The organism is Microcoleus sp. B9-D4 (assembly GCF_036705105.1).
Lineage (GTDB): Bacteria > Cyanobacteriota > Cyanobacteriia > Cyanobacteriales > Microcoleaceae > Microcoleus.
Genome location: NZ_JAUBTS010000002.1, coordinates 177133 through 201432 on the forward strand (window position 1 = coordinate 177133; position 24300 = coordinate 201432).

Consider the following 24300-nt stretch of genomic DNA (forward strand, 5'->3'; position numbering starts at 1 on the left):
CCCTAAGCGTTTATCGGTTTATTTCTCACGCAGTCAATTTTTGTAGTTCCATGTTTGCAAATCGCGCCATAATTTTTATCTTTCCCTCTTACTTCACCCATCACACCGCCAAATCTTGATACTCCCATCATTACTGCCACTAACCAGAGTGTTTCCATCCGGGCTAAAACAGACCGAATTAACCTGGGCTGAATGCCCTGTGAGAGTGTGAATTTCCTGTGTTTTCAGATTCCAAAGCTTGATAGTGTTGTCTCCACTACCACTAGCAATAATTTGTCCATCCGGGCTGATGACCACGGAAAAAACCGACTGTGAATGCCCTGTGAGAGTGTGAGTTAGCTCTCCGGTTTTCAGAGGCCAAAGCTTGATATTGTTGTCTCCACCACCACTAGCAATAAATTGTCCATCCGGGCTGATGACCACGGAAAAAACCGACTGTGAATGGCCTGTGAGAGTGCGAAATCCCTGTCTGGTTTTCAGATTCCAAACCTTGATAGTATTGTCATAACTGCCACTAACCAGAGTGTTTCCATCCGGGCTGATAGCGACAGACCAAAGCGAGTATGAATGTCCAGTGAGAGTGCGAATTTCCTGCCCGTTTTTCAGATTCCACAGTTTGATACTATTGTCTTGACTGCCACTAGCAAGAGTTTCTTCATCTGGACTAAAAGCAAGAGACCGAATTAAACTTGAGTGACCCTTGAGAGTGGTAATCTCTTGTCCAGTTTCTAGATTCCACAGCTTAATTGTTCTGTCATAACTTCCAGTAGCTAAAATTTTTCCATGAGGGTTAATAGCAACGCAATAAACCGCAACTGAATGCCCAGAGAAAGTACGAATCACCTCTCCTGTATGCAAATTCCAAAGTTTGCTGCAATTTCCACTGCTGTTACTAGCAAAAGTCTTGCCATCTGGACTAATAACTACGCAATCAACAGATGGCATACCTACGCCATTAAGAGTTTTTACACATTTGAAGGAGTGAGTTTTTCTAAGGATTTTTTCTTCTATTTGTTGTGGGCTTTTTACTTCACATTTGGCAGCTTCTTCTATTTGTTGTTGGCGTTTTGCTTCAGCTTTGGCTGCCTCTTGAGATTGACGTTCCGCCTCTACTTGCTCAATCAGCCTTTTCAACTCCTGTTCATACTGTTCTCCCTGTCGCCGCTGAATATCCTGAAGAATATCAAAATAAGGTTTCACCCATTCTTCTGCCAACCCATATTCAGCCAATTCATCCTTTAACTTAAATAATAAAGGTTCATAGCCAGGGTCAATATTGAGATAATACAAATCCGCTAAAAATCCAGCCAGTAACTTGTGAATCGCCACAATCAACTGCCGAATGATGCGTAGGGCTTTTTTTTCACTTACTCCAGATGCTAAAAGCGCATCTTTTGCCTCTTCCCAGTCAAAAACTTTCGTAGAAAACAGGGAGACTTCCTGATTATTCAGGAATCCCCAAAAGCCGACGCGAAAAGTTACCGCATAATCGCTGATATCGCTATATAAAATTGTAGTAGGAACCGGAGATAAAATTCGCTGCAAGCGTTCCACATCAATATCACCAATCGACTCAGTGAAATAGTCGCTATAAAACTTAACGGGGCGTAAGACATCGTGTTGAGGATAATGCTGTCTGAGAAAATCTCCCACACTTCTCATCTCAATGGGCAAATCTTCACAAAAGGTTTCCGGGCATCGCTTGCTAATTTTGGGCGGTGATAGTAAGATTAAGAGGCGATGTTGCTGCTCAAGTAAAATCTGCTTAGTTTCCTCTCGATTCAACTTAGAAAACCAAGTATCTTTATCCCAAATTGTTTGAATTTCAGCCAGCTTGATCTGAATATCCTTTGCTTGCAATTCCCGCATCAAATCCCGCTGCAAGGCTGCCAGCTTCAGTCTGTCTCGCTGTTCCTGTTCCTGCAACTCAAGGCGGCGTGCTGTTTGTGCTACTGTTAGCTTTAACAATTCCCGATCTCTGGTATCTTTCGCCTTCGCATATTCCAGCATTTCTTGAGAATAACGCTGTTTTGCTCGCTCTATCTCAGTCGAATCAGATGAGTTATTGGGAGCGGGAAGCAGAATATCTCGGTACTTTTGAGATTTATTGCCGAAGGCTTCTCCTAGTTTGTAGCCGATATTTTCGGCGATGGGTGAGAGCACTGCCGAGATGTAGGGAGCGATAGCGGCGAAGATTGTTGGAAGCATAAATATGGGTGAGGATGCGGTTATTAATAGTGTAGCAGGATGTTAGGAGGTATAATTCGGATGCTTGCCAGATATTCTGCACTTGTTGCTTTTTAGATTTAATTTCATCATTGATACTCCTGGACGCAGAAACCGGGTTTTTACGGAAATACTGCATTTGACGCTTGAATACTCGTGAAAAACCCGGTTTCTTTGGTATTGATGCGTCCCGGACTAATTAAACTACCTCTAAACGTGCGATAATCTAAAATCTAAAATCTAAAATCTAAAATCGAATGACTGAACAGCCAACCGCAACCTACCGCACCGAAAGCGACTCGATGGGAGACAAACAAATCCCATCTAATGTCTATTATGGCATCCAAACTCTAAGGGCTCTTGAAAATTTCCCGATTAGCGGCATTAAGCCTTTATCAACATACGTTGATGCTTGTGTTTTAATTAAAAAAGCAACGGCGATCGCCAATGGCGAACTCGGCTGCATTCCCCAAGACATTAGTCAAGCAATTGTCCAAGCAGCAGATGAAATCCTAGCTGGCAAATTGCGCGATCAATTTGTAGTTGATGTCTACCAAGCCGGCGCCGGAACTTCTCACCACATGAATGTTAATGAAGTTCTTTCAAATCGCGCTTTGGAAATTATGGGCGATGAAAAAGGTAATTACAAGCGCGTTAGTCCTAACGATCATGTAAACTACGGTCAATCGACAAATGATGTGATTCCGACGGCGATTCGGATCGGCGGATTGTTGGCGTTAGAAAAAACTCTGTTTCCGGCTTTGTCGGAGGCCGTAGTTGCCCTAGAAAATAAAGCAGAAGAATTCAAAAATATTGTTAAATCCGGCCGCACTCACCTACAAGATGCCGTACCGGTTCGACTCGGCGATACCTTCGGCGCTTGGGCGCAAATTCTCAGAGAACATACCTTGAGAATTGACAGGGCATCCGATGATTTGACATCCCTGGGATTGGGGGGAAGTGCGGCAGGAACAGGCTTAAATACTCACCCTGAATACTGTCAAAAAGTTGCTGAAATTCTCTCAGAATTAATCGATCACCCCCTGAAACCAGCCAAGCATTTAATGGCTGCGATGCAGAGTATGGCACCGTTTGTAAATGTGTCCGGTGCACTGCGAAATCTCGCTCAGGATTGCGTTAAAATGTCCCATGACTTGCGTTTGATGGACTCCGGGCCGAAAACGGGTTTGAAAGAAATTCAACTGCCTCCTGTGCAACCTGGTTCGTCAATTATGCCGGGAAAATACAATCCTGTGATGGCAGAAATGACATCGATGGTTTGTTTTCAAGTTATGGGTTACGATAGCGCGATCGCCCTTGCGGCCCAAGCGGGACAATTAGAATTGAACGTGATGATGCCCTTGATTGCCTACAATCTCATTCACAGCATCGAAATTTTAGGCAATACCATCAGCGCCCTGACTACACAATGCCTCGCCAAAATTGAAGCTAAGGGCGATCGGTGTCTCGCTTATGCTGAAGGTAGTCTCGCCCTCGTTACCGCCCTCAACACTCACATCGGCTATCTCAACGCCGCCGCCGTCGCTAAAGAATCTCTAGAAACTGGCAAATCTTTGCGGCAAATTGTGCTAGAACGGGGTTTAATGAGTGCAGAAGACTTGGCAAAAGTTCTAGATTTAGAGAAAATGAGTGCGATGCCAACATCTTCTGCTAACGTATAGGATATCGCAGAAATCAGCTAGAAACTAGAAGGCTGAACTCGATTTAATTCTGCCTTCTCCCTTCTGAGTTCTGCCTAAGCCCTGTCACAGGTTAAAGTTAAACAATTCAGAATTCAAATTTTTGATATTTAATTCTGATTTTTTTTATAGTCTAAAGTTGGGGAGCAAAATTTATGCGCGCAGGTTCTTTTGCCAAATTAACTCAAGATAAAGAGAACACAACTCAAGTGACATTTCATTATGTGGAAGGTCAGGCTGAAACTTTCACTATTCCGATACCTGCACAAGAATTCCAAGAGGAAGTGCTGCATTTATTAAATCAACCTTGGTTGACTTTCCATTTAGCCGATCAAACTGTTTTTATCTGCACAGCCAGGGTGGTAAAAGTAGAAGTAAAACCTGCTATACCTGAACTGCAAGGTCAAGGAATATTCTCTAACTCGCTGCGAGTTAGTACCATGCAGCGGGCTGCATCTGGTAGATTGCCAATGAATAGTTAGGGTTAATTTTTATTGAGATGATTCTTGGTAACGCAGGCGCATATCACCCTGCTTAGGGTGTTCCGTGCCTGCGTTACATTGAGATTATTCCCGATCGAGCACCAATTACAAATTAATTCATAATTATGTCGGCTGTTAGTTTAATTCGTGCCAATTCATACGATCGCCAAATCTTGCAAGCATCTTTAGAAAGTTTGCTCGCACCCTTGGGCGGAATCTCGGCTTTTGTCAAATCGGGCGATCGGGTTTTACTCAAACCCAATCTCCTTACCGGTTCTCGCCCTACAAAAGAATGTGTCACCCGCCCAGAATTGGTTTACTGCGTGGCTAAAATGGTCATTGAAGCGGGAGGAAAACCCTTTTTAGGTGATAGTCCAGCTTTTGGTAGCGCGATGGGTGTAGCCAAAGCCAACGGTTATTGGCCACTGTTGGAAGAACTGAATTTGCCAGTAGTTGAGTTTCAAGGAAAACGCTACGAAACTGTCAGCGAAGATTTCAATCATCTGCGAATTTGCAAAGAAGCAATGGAAGCAGATGTAGTGATTAATTTGCCCAAACTCAAATCTCACGTTCAATTAACCGTGACAATGGGCGTGAAAAATTTGTTCGGCTGCGTCCCCGGCAAAATGAAGGCTTGGTGGCACATGGAAGCTGGCAAAGATAGCGCCAGATTCGGTGAAATGCTGGTAGAAACCGCCAGGGCAATTAACCCAAATTTGACGATTTTGGATGGCATTATCGGCCACGAAGGTAACGGGCCAAGCGGCGGCGAACCTAAGTTTTTGGGAATTTTGGCCGCGTCTGATGATGTGTTTGCTTTGGACAGAACTTTAGTTGAAATTATTAATGCTGATCCGGCGGCGGTTCCCACTGTAGCTGCGGCGATGAGATTGGGACTTTGCTCGAATTTAGAGGAAATTGATTTTCCGCTTTTGCAGCCGGAAACTCTCAAGGTTTTGGATTGGAAGTTGCCGGAAAGCATGATGCCGATCGACTTTGGTATGCCGCGGGTGGTGAAGTCGGCTTTCAAGCACCTTTATATCCGGTTTATCAAAGAAAAGTTCAGCATCAAGGCTTCGCATTAGCGAAGAAAGAAGGGGTAAAACTTCTTTTTTTATTCCTTCTCCTTTGCCTTGTTAATTGTAAAAAAATATAATTTGTATCTTACCAAATATGTATTTATGTAAACTTTCAATAACTTTGTTATAACTCTATGGTTTAAAGCATTGGTTTCGCCGTATTCGGAACTCACGCTCATTCTTGCTACCTAAAAACAGTTGCATAATTCTAGTTAAGTAAAAATACTTAAAACAGCCGTTATTTTAACCAAATTCACGCTAAAAGTTGTCTCGTCTTTATAATTGACGATAATTTCTTGAAGCTGCATTGGGACGGTAATTGCTCGTTTCAACTCGCGGGAAGCGGGATTAGATTGAATAAATTCCGTTAACTCTTCTAACAGAGAGAAATTATGTAGGGATTCTGGCTATTATCTCATAAATCATTGAGGATTGCTATAGTTTAACGCTGACAAATTCAGGCGTCGCCTAAGAGGATTATTTCGTAATCTTTTAATAACGCTAAAATTGGTGTGATTAGAGATTTCGGCTCACCCGATATTACTGCTTCCCTTCTTATCTAAGAGTTGCCAGTATAAGGGGATAGCTCCCTTGTCCCAAATCAAACTAATAACAAAAACATTTTTGTCTCGCCACGCTCGTGCGATCAATAGTTAGTTTAAGTGACCGAGAAGAGGAGAATTTTGCCTTGAAAATTTCTTGAATGAGAGGAAACCAGAGGCTTTCAATGTCGAGACCAGATAATTTAAGGAACCTTTGCAAGCTGCGACGACGGCTCTCAAACAAAATTGGATAAGGCATCAAGGAAGCCAGTAACTCAATGCTACGCAAGTTTGTGACATTGCAAGAGATATACCAAAATTTTTAGCATCAGGTATTCGGTAGTTTTTAGTTGCTGTTGCAGGTGGAGAAGGTAGAATTGAGGAAATATTTTCAATAGATGGGGCTTGTGGACAAAAACTACCCCATCTTTTTTTACCCCAACTTGCCTCAATCCGCTACCGGTAGGACTTCCGACGAGGTTGTTACCCCGTCAGGTTTGAGAGTCTTATGTGAACAAACCTGACGGTCAACTGAGTACAGTTAGACCGCCGGCTTCTTTTTCCTTTTTTTCAAAGGCTTTTTATAGTGAGGTAGTTCCACCCCCACTTGCTAATATAGTATCAGAGTATTTCCCGATCATCTTGGGGTATAAAAGAATAATTGTCGGTTTCGGTACCGAAACCCGACGAGCCTTTCATCACGCGGGCGTAATTCCCAACGGGGTACGGGGCACAGCGCTCTGATTAATCCCCTCTAAATATACGCCCGGGACTTCCCGGCTGGTAGTTAAACACCTTGACCGAGCTGGGGAGAAAGCGCCTCGGCGATCGTTTGGACGAACCTGTTATTGGTAAAATAATCTTGATAGGCGCGACGGGCATTGCCGATAATTCGATCGGCTTCTTCTGGATGGGCTAGATAGTAGCTGCACGTTTCTGCTAAATCAGCCAAATCCCATCGCACCGGCACGTAGGTTTCTCCTGCCACAAAAATATTCGGCTCAACATTGAGATGTTCCATCGACGGCTTCACCAGCAAGCTGTTGTAGCATACGGCTTCGTAGTCGCGCCAGCAGGTTTCACCCCAGCCAAACGGACTAAAAACGATGCGACTTTGTTTGATTTCGCGGAAATACTGGCGGCGAGGTACTAGTCGATTGTTAAACTCGCCACTGACGGCGAGGCGATAGTCAGATTCTAGGCTTTGAACCGCTTTGACTGCACCCATTCGATACTCGAAATACCATTCTTTTTGATGTTCGTCTCCCAATGCCAAACGGCAGAAGATATCGATGGTTTTGGCAGGGGGAAAGAGGGAAAAGAGGGGGTTGTATAAGGTTTTTTTCATGAGTTTTGCCGTTCCCAAACTCCAACCTGTCGCAATCCGATTTTCATATCCCGCAGGTACTTTAGAACCGACGTACCACTCGTCGAAGTTCAACCTGCCTTCGGTTGCCAGAAAATCTGTCATCATCGAACCGCCGATGTAGGAGTTCTTGTAGTCTTGCACATCTCGATAGCGCTGTCGCTTGAAAAATCGATCGACGTAAGGCAGCAGGTTAAAAAACCTGGAACTGGCTTGGGCAAATGGATCGATAAAGATCAGTTGACGAGAGGGATGCTGTTGGCGAACTTTTTCTAAGACTCGTTCGGCTTCATCCGGTTGTTCGTTCCAAGGGGGAACGAGAAATAGAATGTCTGCATCGCTGCGGATACAGGCTTCGCCAATATCTGCAAAGGTTTCGGCATTGACAGACACAACATTCAGTGCCAGTTGGCGGCGCAACTGTTTCTGGTGGTAGAGAAATGGTTCAAGTTGGGCAGAGCGAATGGAATCGTTGAAATTTCCGACAACCAATGCTTTTTGCATGAGATACTGGGTGATGATTTTCTTTCGGTGTTCTGGGCGAGCGGGTAGATCGAGTGATAATTTAATACTTCAGTGAAAGCCAATCGGGTAATTGCACTGAGGCACCATAAAATTTCAGGTCACCCTGGACTTAGCTGATAATTATTCCGCAAATTTACACAAGCATTACGTAAAATTTGCATCATCCTATCTATAATCTACAGATTAACTCCGAAATTAACAACAAAAAATCGGTATAAACCGACAGGTTTTTATGTAAATTTTAGTAAAGTTGCGTAGTTTTTCATTCCTGGGTTCCCTAATATCGTTTCCGGTTGCATCGGAATAATATATTTGGATCATGTCAGTGGCAGCTTAAGAGAGCGCTACCCAAATAGCGAGGTCTTAAGCTCCCACTATAATTCTGATGCCACCGGATTTGATATAAATTTTCTTGAATATGCGATCGCAGTTGCACCTCAAAACGATTAGTTACGATATGCTGACTTTTTACTGGTGAGCACCCATAATTCACCAGAAACTTTTAAATTTCAACCATATAATACTTCTTCTACAGGCTGCGTGGCGTCTGTGGGGTCGAACTGTTTGATTTTCAAAGCTTGTAGCAAAAACAACCAGATATAAAGCGGATTCAAAAAAACATACCGCTGCCAAAGGCGCCGAGGTTCCTTCATCATCCGAAACAGCCATTCCAAACCTATTTTAGATAAAAAGTCAGGAGATTTAGCCAAATTACCCGCATGAAAATCGTAAGCAGCACCTACAGCAATCAACGGCATTGATAAGTCGTCCCGGTATTCGTAAGCCCAGACTTCTTGCCGGGGACACCCCAAACCTACAAACGTAATTGCTGCACCGCTGTTGCGAATTTGCTGTGCAATTTCTTGTTTCTCTTGGGGCGAAACGTGCCTAAATTTAGAAGGCTGAGTTCCCGCAATAATTAACTTGGGAAAACGCTGGCAGAGATTGCGAGATAAAGCTTTCAGTACAGAAGCTTGAGAGCCGTACAAATAGATAGGTAATCCTTCTTCTGCCGCACGTTCGCAGATTTGTAACATCGCATTCGGCCCGCAAACTCGATCGGGCAATTCCGTATGGTAGAGCCAATTTAACGCCCACCTGACAGGCTGTCCGTCTGGCAATACTAAGTCCATGTGATTAATCCGATAACGATGAGTGCTGTCGAGAACCCCAGTCATTACCCCGTGAACCGCGAGAGCTGAAACTGACATTGGTTTTCCGGCGCTGGCTGCCGCAATAATTTTGCTCACAGCCGCTTCATAATTAATGGCATTTACTAATATGCCCAGTACATTCTTTTTCCCTTTATCAATCATGGAGCACCTCTTTAAGTCAACGCTCGCGGTTACACTCATAAATCTCCCCTAAGATTTGTTTAACCTTGTATTCTTCAATCGTTTACCGAAATTCCCAGCACATTCTTTTTGCCCCGCTCACTCATTGGCATCCTCTTTCAGCCATCGCTCGCGGTTACATTCATAAATCTCCTGTAGGATTTGTTTAACGTTATATTTCATTTTCCAGTTGGGATAGTGACTGGAAAATTTTGAATTGTCGCTAATCCACCAAATGTGATCGCCAATGCGATTCCCTTCAGCATAAGTCCAATTAAACTTGCGTTCTGCAATTGCCTCGCACATCTGGATAGCTTCTAACATCGAGCAATTGCTGTACCTGCCTCCTCCTGTATTATAAACTTGGGCGCTTTTGGGAGCTTTATAAAATTCATAAAATGCCGAAATTAAATCAGCGCTATGAATGTTATCGCGAACTTGCTTGCCTTTGTAGCCAAACACGGTGTAAGGAGTTCCCGTGACAGCACACTTCATCAAGTAGGCGAGGAAGCCGTGCAATTGAGCTCCAGAGTGATTTGGCCCCGTCAAACAGCCGCCGCGAAAACAAGCGGTGTTCATATCAAAATATCGACCGTATTCTTGAACTAAAACGTCAGCAGCTACCTTAGAAGCACCAAACAAACTGTGCAGGCACTGATCGATCGACATATCTTCCCGAATGCCGGTTTCGTAAGTATGGCCGGGTGCAATTTCCCACCTGTGTTCTAATTCAATTAAAGGCAAACTGTTAGGCGTATCGCCGTATACTTTATTGGTAGAAGTGAAAATGAAAACCGCTTTAGGACAGTACAAGCGAGTTACTTCTAGAAGATTGAGAGTGCCGTTGGCATTGACGGTAAAGTCTATTTTCGGAGCACGGGAAGCCCAATCATGGCTGGGCTGGGCTGCTGTGTGAATTACTAATTCGATCGACTCGCCGTACCGCTGAAAGATATTGGTAATCGCTTCATAGTCGCGAATGTCCACATCTAAGTGATAATACTTGGTACCCAAAGACTTTTCGAGCAGTTGGCGGTTCCAGTTTGTAGAACCATCAGCACCAAAAAAGAATTGGCGCATATTATTGTCGATGCCAACTATATCTAAGCCTTGTTTGGCAAAGAACTTACACGCCTCAGAGCCAATTAATCCCGCCGAGCCAGTAATGATTGCAACGCCCACGTTTCACCGCCTGAAAAAATATAGTTTTTTGTGTTTTGCCCGATCGAACCCATCAGAAGTTATCCTGATTTTCCATCGAATACATCTTCGCACAATTGGGCAAAGAATAGACCCTTAACATCCCAATCATAGATTTCCCTGACGCGCGTTTGACCCGCTCGACCCAAGCGATATCGCAATTCACGATCTTGCGCTAAACACACTATAGCTTCTGCTAGACCTTGCACAGCGCGATCGGGGTCAGTAGCAGCCACTTTAATCCCCGTTTGAGCCGTCACTTGAGTAGCAGGGCCCCCCAAATCCAAACAAATCGTCGGACGACCAACCCCCATCATTTCCGTGCACACAAAACCACCAGAGTCATGCAAACTCGGATGGAGGAGAACGTGAGACTCCCCCATCTTAAAAAGAGTTTCAGTGCGAGATAAAGTTCCCCAAAAAAATACTTTATTTGCCAGTCCCAATTCTGTGGCCAAAGCTTCCAAGCGCTGCCTTTCCGGGCCGTCTCCCACAATCCAGTATTCCGATTGTTCCAACTTCGCCTCCGCAAATGCACGGAGTCCCAAGTGCACCCCTTTCCAGTGTAAGAGACGACCGACACTGATGAATCTAATTGGTTGCTCCGGCGGGGTAGGAAATTGCTCTAGTTCTTGAATTTCCTGCTGCGACAAACCGACTTGTGAGAAAATCTTCACATTTTTTGCTTTGAGAAATCGCAGTCTGGCTGCGGTTTCTTCCGTAGTTGCCAGCGCCACTGCACTCCGGCGCGCCGTCAGACCCACAAACGGATCGCGTTCTCCTACGCTTTGAGCCAATGCCCGCAGCGTTTCGTAAATTTTGCCCCGGCGGCTAAAATCTTGCCAAAAAGGCTTTGGTGCTGCTTCTGCACCCCCCACAGGCCCCCAAATAAAAGGATGGGGCAACAGCGCCAAGAAACTGGGAGACCAATGTTTGACATAAGTTACGTGATGTACTATGTCAAAACCAATTTCGCGATCGAGCTTCCGAGCGATAAAATAAGCCCAGATTTGCCACAGATAGTAGTGAAGTTGCAGCAATCCTTGTTTCCCCTTCCAATCTTCGCTCCACCCAAACGGATCAAAATAAACAAAGTGCAGGTTTGGCACTGGGTTCCGCTCTAGTTCTGCTTCAATGTACGATCGACAAAACGTGCGAGTAAATACCCAACTTTCGTGATGTTTAGCAGATTGGATAACAGTATTCCATCCTACTCCCTCTTCGGAGCCGAGATTCGGTTCGCAAGCAAACGCAGATAAAAGAATTTTCATCAACTTTTCTCCCATACTAGCGACGTCACATCTGCTATTAATTTGGCAGCCTTTTCTGGTGTATGTTCAGCGATCAGTTGCTGCGATTTTTGCCCCATCATCACTAACTTTTCTGGGCAATCAATCAAGTCCCGCATCGCGTTTGCAATACCTTCCGACTGATAAGGATCAAAAATATAACCATTTTCACCTTCAACGATCATTTCGCAAGCCCCAGCCCATTTTGAACACAAAACCGGCTTACCAAATGCCATCGCTTCTAGCACCACCATTCCCCAAGTATCTTCTAACGTAGGAAAAACAAACACATCAGCTTCTAGAAAATAAGATCCCAAGTATCCGTATTCTATCCACCCTGTCCAAACAATTTGTTTTTCTAAACCCCATTCTTTTGTAAGAGCTTCTAGTTCCGGTCGCTGTTCTCCGTCTCCAACGATAATGACTGTGTAATTCGAGTATCCCTGGCTTTGCAAAATTGTGCAAGCTTCTAACAGATTCTTAATCCCTTTGCGAGAAATTACTTGACCCACGCACAGAAAAATTGGGTGGGGAAATGACAAGGATACAGACTTATTATTTTCTAACTTTTGTACCAAAGCTTTAGCATCAGGAACCATGTAAGGTTTAGCAAAAATATTACTTTCTGCGGCCCCAATCACTTCTACCAAATATTCTTTACCTCGGCGACTATTAGAAACAAACGTATCAGCAAATTTACCCATCCAACGTCGAATAGTTGATCGCACCTTAGAATCTCGAAAGTCTACATTCGGGGAACTACTTTCATAAACTAAAACCAGTCGCCATTTCCCTATAGGCTTAAAGATTATAGCTACCAATGTCCAGATCGAAAATCCACTAGCAAAAATGACCTGGGGCTTGAATTTCAAAAGAGGAAAAATAATCCCAGGAGTAGCCTTAATATAACCACGACTGTACCCCGTTTCTATCTTTTGGGTGGTGATGAATTTAGTATCTCCCACAACTTCGACTACTTCTGTACCAGGAGCTTCCGGATCATAGCGAGGCCAGAGGCGACCTGTATAAAAAATCGTGTTCGGAATTAGTTTTTTGAGTTCATGTAAAACCGGCGGCCAATAGGCCCCAAATTCTGCAGAAGGAACGAGCCAAGCGATGCGAAATTCATTTTTGTCAACCATCCTATTCACCTTGAGTTGTGTTTTTAGTCAATCCTAGTTTACTCAACACTGAAAACCAAACTAACCTTCGATAAGGTAGCAGCCAATATATTGGCCACAACCAACCACCATGCTGCTGAGTAAATACTTTCCATTCTCCAGGCGGTTGCAGGGTCGCATCTTTAAAGGATAAACCTTTCGGCGTGTTCATTTTATCTAACCCTTCGCTCAAATTTTTGGCGGCGGTTTTTGTCACCTGTGGGTTGAGGGAACAAGTTCCTAAATGACCGGGAGCGATCCAAACTGTACATCCTTTCTGCCTCGCTCGTAAACCATAATCCCAATCGCCAATATAATGGACAAAAGCAGGATTTAGGTTGCCCACAAGCTGGACGACATTGCGAGGAAGTAGAACGCAGTTGCCATGTATTGTGCTACAAAGTAGAGCTTCTTGAGTGGGTTCTAGGAGGCGGTATCGAAAGGGAAGAATGGGGTGGTCTCGCACCACGCCACCGTAAGTAGTTTTACCAGTTTGGGGATCGCAGGTAGAACCGGAGACGATGGCTTTTGTTTCTCCTTTTTGAGCGAGTTGGTTGCTGGTTGTTAATAAGGTTTTAAGGGCTTCTGGATACATAATTGTATCGTCGTTCAGCCAAAGGTAGTAGTCGGGATCGTCCTTCATGGCTTCGGTGAAAGCAAAGCGCATTCCGCCGTTCCAGAATAAATTGCCATCCCCATGAAAAATCTTGACTTGAGGGTAGGCTTGGTGAACTGCTTCGCTGGTACCGTCGGTACTGGCATCATCGACTATATAGGTGGAAATATCTACATTGGCTGGAAGTGCCTGGTTAAAAAGAGCCTCTAAGCAAGCTAATGTTTTCTGTTTGCGGTTGAAGCAAGTTAAAAGGACGGCGATATTAGTACGGTTCATTCTTCCCTGTATTGCGGTTTTTAACGATAGGTAAGGCTAAAAGTAACAGTGTTTTATTTACCCACTCGCTCGGCGGTTGCAACCGTCGCTACAAAAATGAAATTAGGGCTTACGCAGTCGCTCCCCCCCTTGCACAAGGGGGCTTTAAGAGTTCCCCACTTGGGCAACGGGGTGGGGTATCAAGGTTTTAGAGTTTAACAGCGTCAGTCCTAGAAGTCTGTCTGGGTAAACTATTGCTGTATTATAGTTGACCCGCGAACTTTTTGGTGATAAATTGGAATTTAGAACTTAAGTTAACAAGCGAAGCCTGCAAGCTTCCTAGCACATTCACAATATTGATGAGTTCTACTAAGCAAAAATATTTATACTCGTAGGAGTTGAACAGTTTAAATGCCACATTATCATACAAAAACTCCCATTGTTTTTGTGGTTTTCAATCGAGTGGATACTACTGAAAAAGTCTTCGAGGCGATTCGAAAAGTTAAACCCCCTAAGCTGTTAGTAATTGCTGACGGCCCTCGTGCCAACAAACCTGGGGAAGCTGAAAAGTGCGCCGCTGTACGTGCAATTATCGATCGGGTCGATTGGGACTGTGAAGTTATGAAAAATTATTCAGAGATTAATTTAGGTTGCAAAGATCGCATTTCTAGCGGTTTCGACTGGGTATTTAATACCGTAGAGGAAGCAATTATTCTCGAAGATGACTGTTTGCCACACCCGAACTTCTTCCCTTTTTGTGAACAGTTATTAGAGCATTATCGAGATGACAAACGGATTATGTCAATCGCTGGTGTAAATTTACAATTTGGGAGAAAAAGAACAGAAGACAGTTACTATTTTTCCCGTTTTAGTAACTGTTGGGGATGGGCGACTTGGCGCCGAGCATGGCAATACTATGATGTTGACATGAAGTTATGGCCTCAACTTCGGGAAGCAGGTTTTCTCGAAAATTTATTAGCTAATCCTCAATCTGTAAAAGTTTGGGATAGTGCTTTTCAAGTTTCCTATGATGGAACCCTCAACAATTGGTTTTTTAGATGGCTTTTTACTTGTTGGGTTCAAAATGGACTTGCTATTATTCCCGAAAACAATTTAATTTCTAATATTGGATTTGGCAGTCAAGCCACCCATACTTCAGGAGAAGATAGTATATACAGTAATATGCCAACGGAAGCAATGACCTTTCCTTTAAGGCATCCCAACCACGCGATCCGAAATTTTGTAGCCGATCAATTCACTCAAGATACATTTTATGATTATCATCCCCCATTAATCAGGCGCATTAAGAAAAAATTAAATAAGCTATGTGGGAAGACAATATTTAACCTTCACTAAGTAATTAGTAACCATGTCTAAAATCTCAACATTTCTCAGATCTCTACTCAAAAATCCGATCACTGAATATCTGCGATTTTTAGTCAATTGGTGGAAAAACAAGTTTAAATATAATAATTTTTATCAAGACTATATGGCTTTGGTTACCAATTCAACTATCAGTCACAATGTTAGTGTGTCTAGTCGCGTAGCCATAGAAGATTCTACCATTGGTTCTTACACTTATGTACGCGATAATACGCGAATTTTCAATGGTGTTGTCGGCAATTTTTGTTCGATTGGGCCAAACTGCATCATTCGCTTAGGCGTACATCCTGTGGGAGATTTTGTTTCAAGCCATCCGATATTTTATTCGCCCAACATACTAGTAGGGACAACCTTTGTAGACAAAAAATATTTTGAAGAAGAGGAAAAAACAGTCCATATCGGCAATGATGTTTGGATTGGCTCAAATGTTATTGTTGTAGATGGTGTAACTATTGGTGATGGAGCCATTATCGCAGCCGGAGCCGTTGTCACCAAAGATGTGCCACCTTATGCTATCTGTGGAGGAATTCCCGCCAAACTTATTCGCTATAGGTTTGATGAACAAAAGATTGATTTTCTGCTGAAGTTTAAGTGGTGGGACAAGGATGAACAATGGTTAAGAAAAAATGTCAAAGACTTTCACAACATTGACAAGTTCATCCATATTTATAACACGGAAAATAGTTGAATTCTAGCGGGTTCGGTAGTATGTCTAATTAGCCGGACGTTATATAACATCAGCAGTCATCTGGGATTTAAACTTAGACCACTTCAGAAGCATCACAGCCGCTATGAATGCCAGTGTATCATTGCTAGTCTGATAGGGCAAAAATCTATAGCGAAAAGTAGCCATTCTAGGGTCGCTTTCTTGGTATAAAATATCTTGGGCAAAGTTTCCCCACCGCTCATCTATCAAATCAATTGTCATACCAGCATGACCAGACGGTAGCAACATATTGGAGCCGTGAAGACCAATTATTAAGCGGCTTTCTGAATAAAGGTGGCAAATCTCCTTTTCAATTTTTTCATTAAAACTATCTACCCTGTAATCTTCAATCCATTCTGGGAACTTAGTTTTTGTTCCCAGGCCAGCCACTGCAAATTGTGCTTCTGGTACTTGCAACTTTATCTTCTCAAATAACTGCTGAATTTTTAAATTTTGCAATGGCAGTGACATTGCTTGTTGATCGATTTTTTTAAGCACTCGAAACAGCAAACAACGGTTAAGTAATAAACGATCTTCGCGCCAAATAAAAGTAATTTTTATTTCTTTGTTCTCAAAGTTATGTTTGGGAACTCTAGTAAAGCGCGTGATGTCGAACTGACTGGGATGAGAATGAGCTTCGCTGACATAAATTTTATCAAAGCGTTTAGTTTCTTCTTCAACAAACTCGGCGAAACTGGGATAGTAATTCTGACCATTTTTTAAAGAAATAGGTACTGTCCAGATTTCTGCAACTTCATCGGGAACCATCCACCTTAAGAACTTAGGAACTATCACAACTAACCCGTAGTCAGAGTTGCATTCTAAGTGCCTTTGTGCATTGAGCAACTTGAGCAGGGAGTGACCATAAAGATGATCTATACAGTTTAAGATAATTACCCGATTGCAGGGTTTAAAAATTTCTTTTACAATCTCAAGTTTTTCTGGTTGAGGATTTTGGAGTGAATTAAGTAATGGTTTGCCTAACCATTCCTTCTTGTAAGCATCGGCTGCAAAAATTTCTCCTTTTATTAAATTAACTTGGATGTAGTTTTTCACTCCATGACCTACTCTCAAATCGTCGATTATCTCGCTGGCGCATCCCTCGCACTTAGAGTCTAGAACAATGTGGATACCGTGCCACAGAACATTTTTGGGATTAAGTTCTGTTCCACAATAGGGGCAATTCGAGCGCTGTTCGATTTTAGGTTTAATTTGAATCACTTTACTAATCCTCTGATTCTACAAGCGGCCTTGTATAAGTTAAGGGAGCGCCAGATGAAATTTCCGAAGGGCCGCAATTCCTTAATCAAGAAATTGACTAATATAATCACGTAAAAATAAGTTATCAGAGTAGCTGCAGTTGCTCCAAAAGCTCCATATTTAGGAATCAGCCAAAAGTTCAACGCTACATTAAAAATAGATCCGACTACAGTCAAGTAAAGACCGTAGCGTAACTGACCTTCTATGTTCAAATATGTACTCCGTGCTACTCCCAAGTTACTACCAAATTGCGCCCAAACATAGATTGCCAGTACCGCTGCTGACTTCGCATATTTCTCCCCGTAAAGCAGATGCACTATCCAGGGAGAAAGTAATGAGATTGGTATCGCCACTGCCAACCATAAAAATATCATAATATCCGAGTAAATTTGAAATTTATTTAGATATTCTTCATAATTTGTCTTTCTCAAATTAGCTAATTTGGGAAAAATAGAGCTGGATATGATCATCGGCAAGAAATCGCAGATTTCCGAAACTTTAACAGCTGCAGCATAATAGCCCAGTTGAGCATTTTGATTCATCGCACCGAGCATTATCTGATCGGTTTTTGAGTACACATAAACTGCCAATCCAGACAAAATTATCGGCCAACTCTCCGATAGCAGTTCCTTACACCGTTCCCAACTAAAATGCCAATCCTTAATTTTATTCCCCGTAAGCTTATAAAAATATACATAAGCGATTCCTACCAATGCCACCTCTCCCAATCGAACCCAGGCGAAGGCAAGCAGGGGGGCTTTAATTGTCACTAACCCAATTCTGACAGCAGCAACTAAAAAACATACTGAATTTTTAGCCAACACTGTATATTTTGACTGGATTTGGGACTGAAACCAAAAATTGATTGCCTCAAAAGCATTAAAGATAGTTCCTGCTGCGATGATACCTACCAGCCACCGAGTCAGAGTGTCGTTGGGCTTGAGTAGCGCAATCACGGTGACAGTTAACAACAAAGTGATGCAGCCACCAGTAAATTGCAGTCCGAAGGCAGTTCCCAGGGTCTCATTTTTGCATTCTGGGTCGCGAGCGATATTCCTGACTACCAGAGTACCCAACCCCATCGTTGCCACCGAACTAAACAGCGACACAAAGGCGATCGCGTAATTGAGCAATCCAAATTGTGTCGGACCAAGATAGCGAGCCACCCAAAGACCTACAAACAGACCTAGACCGATCTGCAAGATTTGGTCAGTGAACAGCCAAGCTATGTTGCTGAGTACCTGGCGCAGATTAGGGCCGAGCTTTTGACTGACCGCAGTTAACTTATCGAGCATCAGAATATTTTAAATCTTTACAAAACACAAACGCGGTTCTGGCAGGGTAGGCAATCTAGCAAAACTAGACTGGTTGATCCTATAACAACATACCACAACTTGACCCACCCTCCGCCCAATAAAGGTTACTTCAATGGACAGTGCGAGCTAAAGAACGCCTTTGAGCGTTACTGGTGCTACTGTTAGAACTATTGTTAGCATTATCTATCGCAAGTCGAACCGTCAACATTGCGTAACTCAGCCAAGGATTTGCTATCTCTATAATATAACTTTCTGTGATGTTGCTTATAATAATAGAGACTAGAAAACAAATAGGTATTCCCGCTTCTTCCAGAGTGCTACGACTCAAATACCGAACTGCGTAAGCTAAATTGAGCAGCAAGGAAGTCATCATTAAAATTAATCCCGGCCAACCGAAGGCTAACAAGATCCCTATCCCCCCATTGTGAGGATTTTTCGGTTGAAATCCATTAGTAGTATAAATAAAATAAGCAGGAGTACCCGCTCCTAACTTATCTTGTTGAAAAAATCCATCGTATCCGTAGCCAAACCAGGGGCGCTGATTGACCGCAGCCATTAACTGTGGCCAGAATTCTGTCCGCCCCGTTAGAGTCAAGTCCTTGCCTAACCCACCTACAATAATATCCTCTAGGTTGTCTACTATAAAAACAGTCATAATTATGCTGACCACCAGGAAACATATAATCGCAGTAAAGGCCCACTGAAAACTTAATTTTTTTAGAAAATTTAGTGACGACACTGCAATTATTAATATGATAGTAATCACTAGAGCCGAGCCCGATTTATTAGCCCTTACTAGGTAGAATGAAAAGAACATCATTCCCAAAGCAATCCAACGCTCTTTCTGAGTTTTAGCTCCTTGAGAATAATGCAAATACCAAAATGCCGTACAGAGAGCTAAGACTCCCCCCAAAGAATTTTTAGATTGGGTTAAGCCAACAAAATTGCCTGCTCCCGGGGGTTTCATTACAAAACTTGCCAAACCGATTGCCGTGTATCCCCACCGCCAGAAACGAGATAAATCCTCCCATTTATATTGCGCTGCAATGTAAAACCCAAAAGCAGTAAATCCTGAAAAAGCTAGTCCTGCTTTTAGTGTTTCTTCAGGAACTATAGACCATAATGTAGACAGTAATGGAACTAATGTATAAAGTAAAAAAAAAGGATTCATTATCAATATTTGGGAAAATTTTTCTATAAAATTGCTACTAAAAATTTTAACTCTTGAACTTAAGATGAAGACTACCCAGGGGTAAAAAAAATAAGGTATTAGTTTTAATATACCACCTTCTGGATCTTTCAAGTTAACAAAATGCAAGTAATTAAAAGGAGGTTGTGTCAGAAAGGGAGAGATAAAAATATAAAGACCAGCAAAGCTTTTTTCTAAAGCCAAACCTATTTTTTTATAGCTAGCGAATTGAAATAATAGTATAGTTGCGATCGCGACTATAGCAACTAGCATCCATGTCAATGAAGAACTACCTAAAATTAGCTCTTTCAGCATATTTGGTAGAGACACTGGTTCAGTCATAATTGCTTTCCTTTATCCGAAACAAGAGCAAATTATCTAGATATAAAATATAGCCGTCAACCCGCAACCACGCTAACACAGAAATTAGGGATAAAGCAAAAATACAGCATCCTTTTTTCGCCGATCGCTTAAAATAATGAGCTTTTTACCTAGCACTAAAAAGGCTACACTTATATAAATCATAGTCAATAAAATTAGGTGGCTTATGGTTAACACCCATTTTCCAAGACAGATAGCCCCGTCGGTTGTGGGTCTGGTCTTGTTTGGTTCCAGTGTCCTCGCTGATGCCAGAAGCACCCCGGCACAACTTCCCATCCCGCTAGGCGCAGACCAAGCCCAGACCGTTGCGCCCGTTAGGAGAGCGCCGGAAAGCTATAAACTCGGCGGCGGCGATCGCATCCAAGTAGAAATACTCGAAGTACCCGAACTCAGCCGCGGCTACGAAGTCCTTTCCGACGGTTCAGTCAACCTGCCCCTGATCGGCTTGGTCTCCATCCGCGGCCGCACCTTAGTAGAAGCCACCAACATCATCCGCAACGGCTACCGCCGCGTCCTCAAAGACCCCATAGTCACAGTCAGCCTCGTCGCCGCCCGCCCCCTCAACGTCGGCGTCATCGGAGAAGTCACTAGGCCCGGAAACTTCATCATCACCCTAACTCCTGGCCCGGGAGCCTCGCCGAGTGTCCAGTACCCCACCGTCACCCAAGCGCTCAGACTCGCAGAAGGCGTCACGGGTGTCGCCGACATCCGCAACATCCGCGTCCGCCGTCCTCAACGAGACGGCCCCGATCAAGTGCTCAACGTCAACCTGTGGAAATTCTTGCAAGAAGGAGACATCTCTCAAGACATTATTTTGCAAGACAGAGACACAATCGTGATTCCCACAGTCGCTAACTTCAACCAAGCAGAAGCTCGTCAATTTGCGACGGCTAACTTTTCGCCACCCCCAGAAAAACCTCGATCGATCTCCATCGTTGGTCAAGTCAACCGCCCTGGGGCTTACGTCGTCATCGGTGGCAACACCACAAACGACCTCAGCCGCGAAGGTTTCCCCACCGTCATCCGGGCCATTCAGCTAGCTGGCGGCATCACATCCGATGCCGACATCCGGCAAATCCAAGTGCGGCGCGTCACCAGAAGAGGCGAACAAATTATCCCAGTCAACCTGTGGCAGTTCCTAGAGTCCGGGGACGGCGCCCAAGATACCATCCTCCAGGAGGGAGACACGATCATCGTGCCCAAAGCTACGATCGTCAACCCTGCAGAAGCTGGTGTGCTCGCGAACACTAACTTTGCCCCCGTCGGCATTAACGTTTATGTAGTAGGAGAACTGAGAACATCCCTCGATCCCTTGAGGCTCCCAGCTAATGCCACGCTGAATCAAGCTTTAATTTCCAGAGGATTTTTTGGGTACGAGAATACCAGAGCTAGAAGAGATAAAGTTGAGCTAGTCCGCCTCAATAACGACGGTACAGCTACTAAACGGACGATCGAAGTCAATTTAACTCAAGGAATTAACGAAGAAACCAATCCTCAACTTCGCAACAACGACATGATTATCGTATCTCGCAGGGGTCTCGTCAATTTTGTCGATCGCATGAACGCTGTCATCGGACCTGTCGGGCCTGCGACGGGAGTGTTAAATTTTATAAACGTTCTCCGATTTTTATTCAGGTAAGAAGGCGGCGGGTGAGGTGAATAATTCCTGGCAAAGGCTAGAATAAACTAAACAATAAGATTACCCAGCCGCGACCTGGCCGCTTCAAAAATATCAACCTCAAAAATATCAACCTCAAAAATACCCAGGCTGAATATGGATAGCAGACAAGATTACCAACCCTTCACACCTAAATCGAATGGCAAACTGCCGGAGTTATCGGCTCAGAACTACAGAGATAACTTTGTTGAGGAGAGAGAAGAAGAAAAGCTAGACTTGTCCTGGCTCTTAGGCGTCGTGCGCCGTCGCTTCCCGGTCATGGCAGCCGCCACCATTGCTTTGAGCGCCCTGGCAGGAACAGCGATCGTCGCCACTTCTAAAAGCATAACGGTCGAGTATGAAGGCTCCTTTTCCCTGTTGGTAGAACCAGCCACTGCTGAAGGTTTGCTATCCAAACAATTAAACAACACCCAAGCTGCCGACTTAGCAAGAATTAATATAGAAGGAATTAGCTTAGTAGACTACGAAACCCAAATTAGGATTTTGCGTAGCCCCAAATTGATGCAGCCCGTGCTTGAGGAATTGCGAGCGTGGTATCCCAAAATGACCTATACGGAACTGATCTCAAAAATGTCCATCAACCGCATCAGCTACACGAAAGATGGCAAACAGCAAGGCACAAAAATTTTACAAGTTCGCTACAAAGATGCAGACATAAAAAAAATTAACAGCGTATTGGACAAAATTTCTAAAGCTTATCTAGACTACAGCTTGCAGCAACGGCTGATGGGCATTAATCAAGGTATTAAATTTATAGATACGGAGCTTCCCAAGCTCCGAGAAAGAGTGGAAGTTCTGCAACTGCAAGTCCAAAGACTGCGGCAGCAGAGCAACTTGTTTGAACCTCAGATAGAGGGAAAATCTCTGTCTGAACAAGTTCAAAGCATTCGGGGTAAGCAAGTAGAAATCAGAGTTCAGCTAAAAGGGATGCGAAACCTCTACCAAAGCTATGAAAAACTACTCAAGGAAAATAATCCCCAGGGGCTGCTGATTACCCAAGGACAAGCTTACGGCGGACTCTTAGGTCAAATTCAGAGAATAGACTCGGAATTGTCAATGAAATTAGCTCAGTACAGAGAAGACAGTTTGCCAGTTTTAGCGCTGCGAAAAAGTCGGGAAGAACTTATTTTAACCGCCACTCAACAAGCAAAAGAAGTGGTGATGGGAAATTTAGAGACCCAAATCAAAGAAATAGAAGCGCGCGATCGTGAAATGACCGCTTTGCAAAATGCTCTCAACCAAAAAATTAGAAACTTTTCAGTTACAACCCGACAATACGACAATTTACAGCGGGAACTGCAAGTAGTTACTAAGAGTTTGTCGGACTTCTTGGCAAAACGAGAAGCCTTGCGAATTGATGCGGCTCAGGAGCAAATACCCTGGGTGCTGATAAATCCTCCGGAAATTCCGCGAGACAAATTCGGCAACCCTATAACAGCTACCGTCAAACAAACCAGAAAACAGTTAGTGCTGGCAGTAATTTTAAGCAGTCTGCTGGGCATAGCAGTCGGCTTGCTGGTAGAGGTACTAAATACTGTGTTCCACACTCCTGAATCACTGAGAATGGCCACAAGATTGCCAATACTCGGGGTAATTCCGTTTACCAAAAAAGTCAAGCGCAGACCGCCAGCCAGACAGAGGAAACTAACATCGGCTCGATCGAACTCGAAAGTCGAAGTAGTCGAACCGGGCGAAGCTAGACATACTGGTTCTATGAGCGGGGGCCCAAGTATTTTGAGCGACTTGGACTATCAATTTTTAGAAGCATTTCGATCGCTCTACACGAACATTCACTTACTGAGTGCAGGCACGGCAATTCGATCGCTCTTAGTCGGCTCAGCCGTAGCCGGAGACGGCAAATCTACAGTAGCTTTGTACCTGGCCGCCACAGCAGCAGCAGTCGGACAGCGAGTATTGTTAGTAGATGCAGATTTGCGCTGCCCGCAACTGCACGCTAAGTTAGGACTGCCAAACGTGCGTGGCCTGGGCGATGCCATCTCCACAGATCTCAGCCTCAACGACGCGATTCAACGAGTCCCGAACCAAGAAAATTTGTTCGTACTCACCGCAGGTCAAATTCCCCCCGATCCCATCAAGCTTCTTTCTTCCAAAAAAATGCAGTATCTGATGGAGCAATTTCAAGCATTTTTTGACTTAGTAATTTATGACACCCCGCCATTAGCAGGCTTGGCAGACACCCACTTGATCGCAGCTCGCACAGACGCTACGATTATGGTCGTCCAAATTGGGCAAACAGACCGATCGCAAGTTCGCAAAGTTTTAGAAGAATTAAAAATTTCTGGAGCTTCCGTCTTGGGAATCGTTGCTAATGGCTGCAAAAACACCGGTCACAGCTACCGCCAGCGCCCGGTCGTTTTAGACACGCTCTACGACCAAAAACTATCCGCTTTAGGTACGAAAAATCCTAATTAGAGAAATGTTGATGCAGGTGGCCGAGCGCCGCCGTCCTCAACGGGAAACGCATAACCAAGCTATACCCTGATTTTTTGATAATAGTACCATTTGAGAAAGAAAATGATAGACTAACGGACATAGCCTCGTGTGTCAACCGAGGTTGCGCGGATCTTTAAATTTTGCTGTAATTACTCAGAA

At 43.8% G+C, this 24300-nt stretch carries 17 protein-coding genes; 7 read left to right on the forward strand and 10 right to left on the reverse strand.

Annotated elements, in window-relative coordinates; translation table 11 throughout:
- Positions 1-93: 93 nt before the first annotated feature.
- Entirely contained in the window at positions 94-2208 is a 2115-nt protein-coding gene (locus tag QUB24_RS02175) for a WD40 domain-containing protein (protein ID WP_333150184.1), read from the reverse strand.
- Between the two features lie 275 nt (positions 2209-2483).
- Here QUB24_RS02175 and QUB24_RS02180 point away from each other — a divergent pair, with 275 nt between their 5' ends.
- From QUB24_RS02180 to QUB24_RS02190, 3 genes are all read left to right on the forward strand, one after another.
- Complete coding sequence (locus QUB24_RS02180) at positions 2484-3908, forward strand: aspartate ammonia-lyase (protein ID WP_333150186.1); 1425 nt, start codon at positions 2484-2486, stop codon at positions 3906-3908.
- A 173-nt stretch (positions 3909-4081) separates the two neighbouring features.
- On the forward strand, positions 4082-4408 hold the full coding sequence (locus tag QUB24_RS02185) for a hypothetical protein (RefSeq protein WP_333150188.1): 327 nt from the start codon (positions 4082-4084) through the stop codon (positions 4406-4408).
- A 125-nt stretch (positions 4409-4533) separates the two neighbouring features.
- A complete protein-coding gene (locus QUB24_RS02190) occupies positions 4534-5493 on the forward strand; it encodes a DUF362 domain-containing protein (RefSeq protein WP_333150190.1) in 960 nt (319 codons plus the stop codon).
- A 1323-nt stretch (positions 5494-6816) separates the two neighbouring features.
- Here QUB24_RS02190 and QUB24_RS02195 read toward each other — a convergent pair.
- From QUB24_RS02195 to QUB24_RS02220, 6 genes are all read right to left on the reverse strand, one after another.
- Positions 6817-7899, reverse strand: coding sequence for a glycosyltransferase (locus QUB24_RS02195; RefSeq protein ID WP_333150193.1), 1083 nt, complete (start codon positions 7897-7899; stop codon positions 6817-6819).
- A 530-nt stretch (positions 7900-8429) separates the two neighbouring features.
- Positions 8430-9236, reverse strand: a complete 807-nt coding sequence (locus tag QUB24_RS02200; protein ID WP_333150195.1) for a WecB/TagA/CpsF family glycosyltransferase — start codon at positions 9234-9236, stop codon at positions 8430-8432.
- Between the two features lie 117 nt (positions 9237-9353).
- Positions 9354-10436, reverse strand: coding sequence for an NAD-dependent epimerase/dehydratase family protein (locus QUB24_RS02205; RefSeq protein WP_333150197.1), 1083 nt, complete (start codon positions 10434-10436; stop codon positions 9354-9356).
- A 59-nt stretch (positions 10437-10495) separates the two neighbouring features.
- A complete protein-coding gene (locus tag QUB24_RS02210) occupies positions 10496-11725 on the reverse strand; it encodes a glycosyltransferase (protein WP_333150199.1) in 1230 nt (409 codons plus the stop codon).
- Positions 11725-12885, reverse strand: coding sequence for a glycosyltransferase family 4 protein (locus tag QUB24_RS02215; protein ID WP_333150201.1), 1161 nt, complete (start codon positions 12883-12885; stop codon positions 11725-11727). The genes QUB24_RS02210 and QUB24_RS02215 overlap by 1 nt, the downstream gene beginning before the upstream one ends.
- Position 12886: 1 nt before the next feature.
- Entirely contained in the window at positions 12887-13795 is a 909-nt protein-coding gene (locus QUB24_RS02220; RefSeq protein WP_333150203.1) for a glycosyltransferase family 2 protein, read from the reverse strand.
- A gap of 390 nt (positions 13796-14185) precedes the next feature.
- Here QUB24_RS02220 and QUB24_RS02225 point away from each other — a divergent pair, with 390 nt between their 5' ends.
- Complete coding sequence (locus QUB24_RS02225) at positions 14186-15130, forward strand: glycosyltransferase family 2 protein (protein WP_333150205.1); 945 nt, start codon at positions 14186-14188, stop codon at positions 15128-15130.
- 13 nt (positions 15131-15143) lie between these two features.
- A complete protein-coding gene (locus QUB24_RS02230; RefSeq protein WP_333150207.1) occupies positions 15144-15845 on the forward strand; it encodes a CatB-related O-acetyltransferase in 702 nt (233 codons plus the stop codon).
- Positions 15846-15884: 39 nt separating this feature from the next.
- Here the strand turns inward: QUB24_RS02230 and QUB24_RS02235 are convergent, their stop codons facing one another.
- The 3 genes from QUB24_RS02235 to QUB24_RS02245 form a co-directional block, all read right to left on the reverse strand.
- A complete protein-coding gene (locus QUB24_RS02235) occupies positions 15885-16919 on the reverse strand; it encodes a hypothetical protein (RefSeq protein ID WP_333150209.1) in 1035 nt (344 codons plus the stop codon).
- A 161-nt stretch (positions 16920-17080) separates the two neighbouring features.
- The gene (locus tag QUB24_RS02240; protein WP_333150212.1) at positions 17081-18418 is read right to left on the reverse strand and encodes a flippase; all 1338 of its coding nucleotides are present in this window, start codon (positions 18416-18418) and stop codon (positions 17081-17083) included.
- Positions 18419-18548: 130 nt separating this feature from the next.
- Positions 18549-19970 carry an O-antigen ligase family protein gene (locus QUB24_RS02245; RefSeq protein WP_333150214.1) on the reverse strand — a complete coding sequence of 474 codons (1422 nt, stop codon included), beginning with the start codon at positions 19968-19970 and terminating at the stop codon, positions 18549-18551.
- A gap of 205 nt (positions 19971-20175) precedes the next feature.
- Between QUB24_RS02245 and QUB24_RS02250 the strand changes: the two genes are divergently transcribed.
- Together QUB24_RS02250 and QUB24_RS02255 are read left to right on the forward strand one after the other, a co-directional pair.
- A complete protein-coding gene (locus QUB24_RS02250) occupies positions 20176-21648 on the forward strand; it encodes a polysaccharide biosynthesis/export family protein (RefSeq protein WP_333150216.1) in 1473 nt (490 codons plus the stop codon).
- Between the two features lie 135 nt (positions 21649-21783).
- Positions 21784-24120: a polysaccharide biosynthesis tyrosine autokinase gene (locus tag QUB24_RS02255; protein ID WP_333150219.1), complete on the forward strand. Its 2337-nt coding sequence runs from the start codon at positions 21784-21786 to the stop codon at positions 24118-24120.
- Positions 24121-24300: the final 180 nt, after the last annotated feature.

Coding starts and splice junctions, on each gene's coding strand:
- QUB24_RS02225 (WP_333150205.1), top strand. CDS start 14,186: ATGCCACATTATCATACAAAAACTCCCATTGTTTTTGTGGTTTTCAAT.
- QUB24_RS02240 (WP_333150212.1), bottom strand. CDS start 18,418: ATGCTCGATAAGTTAACTGCGGTCAGTCAAAAGCTCGGCCCTAATCTG.
- QUB24_RS02190 (WP_333150190.1), top strand. CDS start 4,534: ATGTCGGCTGTTAGTTTAATTCGTGCCAATTCATACGATCGCCAAATC.
- QUB24_RS02185 (WP_333150188.1), top strand. CDS start 4,082: ATGCGCGCAGGTTCTTTTGCCAAATTAACTCAAGATAAAGAGAACACA.
- QUB24_RS02200 (WP_333150195.1), bottom strand. CDS start 9,236: ATGATTGATAAAGGGAAAAAGAATGTACTGGGCATATTAGTAAATGCC.
- QUB24_RS02215 (WP_333150201.1), bottom strand. CDS start 12,885: ATGGTTGACAAAAATGAATTTCGCATCGCTTGGCTCGTTCCTTCTGCA.
- QUB24_RS02245 (WP_333150214.1), bottom strand. CDS start 19,970: ATGACTGAACCAGTGTCTCTACCAAATATGCTGAAAGAGCTAATTTTA.
- QUB24_RS02175 (WP_333150184.1), bottom strand. CDS start 2,208: ATGCTTCCAACAATCTTCGCCGCTATCGCTCCCTACATCTCGGCAGTG.
- QUB24_RS02210 (WP_333150199.1), bottom strand. CDS start 11,725: ATGAAAATTCTTTTATCTGCGTTTGCTTGCGAACCGAATCTCGGCTCC.
- QUB24_RS02255 (WP_333150219.1), top strand. CDS start 21,784: ATGGATAGCAGACAAGATTACCAACCCTTCACACCTAAATCGAATGGC.
- QUB24_RS02230 (WP_333150207.1), top strand. CDS start 15,144: ATGTCTAAAATCTCAACATTTCTCAGATCTCTACTCAAAAATCCGATC.
- QUB24_RS02250 (WP_333150216.1), top strand. CDS start 20,176: ATGGTTAACACCCATTTTCCAAGACAGATAGCCCCGTCGGTTGTGGGT.
- QUB24_RS02195 (WP_333150193.1), bottom strand. CDS start 7,899: ATGCAAAAAGCATTGGTTGTCGGAAATTTCAACGATTCCATTCGCTCT.
- QUB24_RS02180 (WP_333150186.1), top strand. CDS start 2,484: ATGACTGAACAGCCAACCGCAACCTACCGCACCGAAAGCGACTCGATG.
- QUB24_RS02220 (WP_333150203.1), bottom strand. CDS start 13,795: ATGAACCGTACTAATATCGCCGTCCTTTTAACTTGCTTCAACCGCAAA.